This window comes from Actinocorallia lasiicapitis (genome assembly GCF_054778695.1).
Genome location: NZ_BAAGZI010000610.1, coordinates 1 through 2,226 on the forward strand (window position 1 = coordinate 1; position 2,226 = coordinate 2,226).

At 71.7% G+C, this 2,226-nt stretch carries 3 protein-coding genes; 2 read left to right on the forward strand and 1 reads right to left on the reverse strand.

From position 1 onward, the window contains the following. A partial coding sequence (locus ACYVE7_RS32855) for a hypothetical protein (RefSeq protein ID WP_460370327.1) occupies positions 1-649 on the reverse strand: 649 nt, incomplete at its 3' end. Positions 650-836: 187 nt separating this feature from the next. Between ACYVE7_RS32855 and ACYVE7_RS32860 the strand changes: the two genes are divergently transcribed. Further along, entirely contained in the window at positions 837-1,586 is a 750-nt protein-coding gene (locus tag ACYVE7_RS32860) for a hypothetical protein (protein ID WP_460370328.1), read from the forward strand. 33 nt (positions 1,587-1,619) lie between these two features. After that, positions 1,620-2,226 (forward strand): hypothetical protein (locus ACYVE7_RS32865; RefSeq protein WP_460370329.1); only part of this gene is annotated, 607 nt, incomplete at its 3' end.

Genomic DNA, 2,226 nt, shown 5'->3' on the forward strand with positions numbered 1-2,226 from the left:
GGGTCTCCAGCGCCCGCGCGGCCAGCGGCACCACGGTGCCGGGCGCGACCTCGAGCCCGACTCGCGAGTGCGCCGCCGTCCAGGCGGTGAGGCCGCGCTGCAGCACGTCGTCGGTGATCTCTCCGGCGGGCCCGTGGTGCGCGGCGGCCCGGCGGAGGGCGGCCGAAGTGGACGACTTGTAGGTCTGCGGCTGTTCGAGATGAGTGTTGCCCGGCGAGACCAGCACGTCGATCCCGGTCAGCAGCTCCATCGGGCGGGCCTCGACCGTCACCGTCCCGGCGAGGAACGGCAGCCGGAGCCGGTCGAACGGCGCGGTGTCCGGAGCGTGCGGGAGGAGACCGGACGACAGCAGCCGGAACGCCTCGTCGACCCGGCGGCGGACGGTCCTGGCGTCCCGGTCGAGCCGGTCGGACAGCCACGAGATCCGCTGCCCGAGGAAGCGTTCCTCGGTCTCGGGATGCAGTCCGAGGACGGCCAGCGCCACCAGCCGCAGATCGGCGGGGAGCCCGGCGACGCCCCGGTGCAGTGCCTCGGTCACCTGTGCGCGGTCGCCGGGCAGCCAGGGGGCGAGCCGGTCGAGTTCGGCGGTGCGCAGTCCCCGGCCGCGGGTCAGCCGCCGGAGCTCCAGATAAAGCGCATCGGCGGTCATGCCCTGTCCTCCGTTTCGATGTCGGCGGGTCGATGTCGGCGGGCTTCATTATCCCGGGCGGTCGCTACGGCGGCCAGCGGAATGGACACCCAACCTGTCCACTATCTGTCCACTTTTTGGAGTTTCGTGGGAAGTGTCGCACAAGGCAGTCTCGCCTTATCGGCGGACGTCGGAAGGGGAATGGGTGATGCCGGGAGCGCTGGCCAGGATCGCCGACGATGTGCGGCGTCGGCGGAATCTGGAGCTCTACGCCACGGCCGCGGGCGCTCTGGTCGTCTCGGTGCTGTCGGGGTTCAGCGATCTGCTGCCGGAGGACCTGCGGTGGTCGGCGGTGATCGGCGGGATCGGGCTGCTGGTGTACCGGGCGACGGTCCCGGACGGCGCGGACCGCACGGGCTCGGTCTTCGCCGACCGCGGCGCGTTCGCCAGGGCGCCGATCGCGCCGCTGCTGGCCGAGGCGCGCGAGGTCTGGGTGTTCGCCCCTTCCGGCAAGAACTTCCTCAGTTCAGAGCACTGCGCGCTGCTGGCGCGGGTGCTGCGGCGGTCCGACGCGGTGGTGCGCTGCGTCGTCCTCGATCCCGACCAGACGGAGGCGGTCGGGATCGCGGCGGCGCAGCTGCGCTGCGAACTCAACGTGCAGCCGCTGCCCGAGGCGCTCGCCGTGGGGCTGGAGCGGCTGCGGGTGATCGCCGGCTGGGACCTGCCCGGCGAGTTCTCCTGCCGCCTGCTCGGCTACAACCCGGGCTTCAGCCTCGTCGCCCTCGACCCGGGCCGGGGCGGTCCGATTCTGGTCGAACTCCACGGAGTTCATAACGAATCAAGCTCTTCCCGTATGCATCTCACCTTTACCCGGGACGTCGAGCCTTACTGGCACGAATACTGGTCCGGGCAGTTTCTGGGAATTTGGGGGAATTCCCGGGACTGTGCGATGGGATGACGGGGCGAGAGCAGAGGTGAAAAGGATTCACGCATGAACGAACGGGGGCCGATTCCGGACAGGGACGGCGAAATCCTGCTTTCCGGGACGGAAGAGCAAGCGGAACGTCTGGCCCGCGCTTTGGAGCGCGCCATCGGTTTCCTCTGCCATGCGGCGCCGCGCGCGGACGCCGAAACGGCGCTCGCCGAACTGACCGGACTCCTCGCCGAAGGCTTCGATCCGGACCGCTGCCGGGTGATGTCGGCCTACCTCCTGCTCAACGGCGAGCTCCCCGCCGAACTGCGCGGCGGCGCGCCCCGTCCCGGCGGGCTCGCGGCCGGTGCGGGCCTGCCCGACGCCGCGACGCTCGACCGGGCGACGGCCCTCCTGGACGCCGTCACCGATCCCGCCTACACGGAGATCGCCGAAGGCCTGAGGGTCTTCGCCGGGCACACCGCGCTGTTCGCCCGGCACCGCGACGGCGCCGAGATCGGCGCGGACGAGCTGACCGGCGTCGTGTCCTGGGCCGAGGACCTGCTCTGCCAGGCCCTGGAGGGCGACGGGGACGGCGACGGGGACACGGTGGCCGCGGTCGGCTCCTTCCGGATCCTGCTGGAAGCGGTGCGGGACCGGCTCGCCCGGCCGGACGACGTGCCGCGGG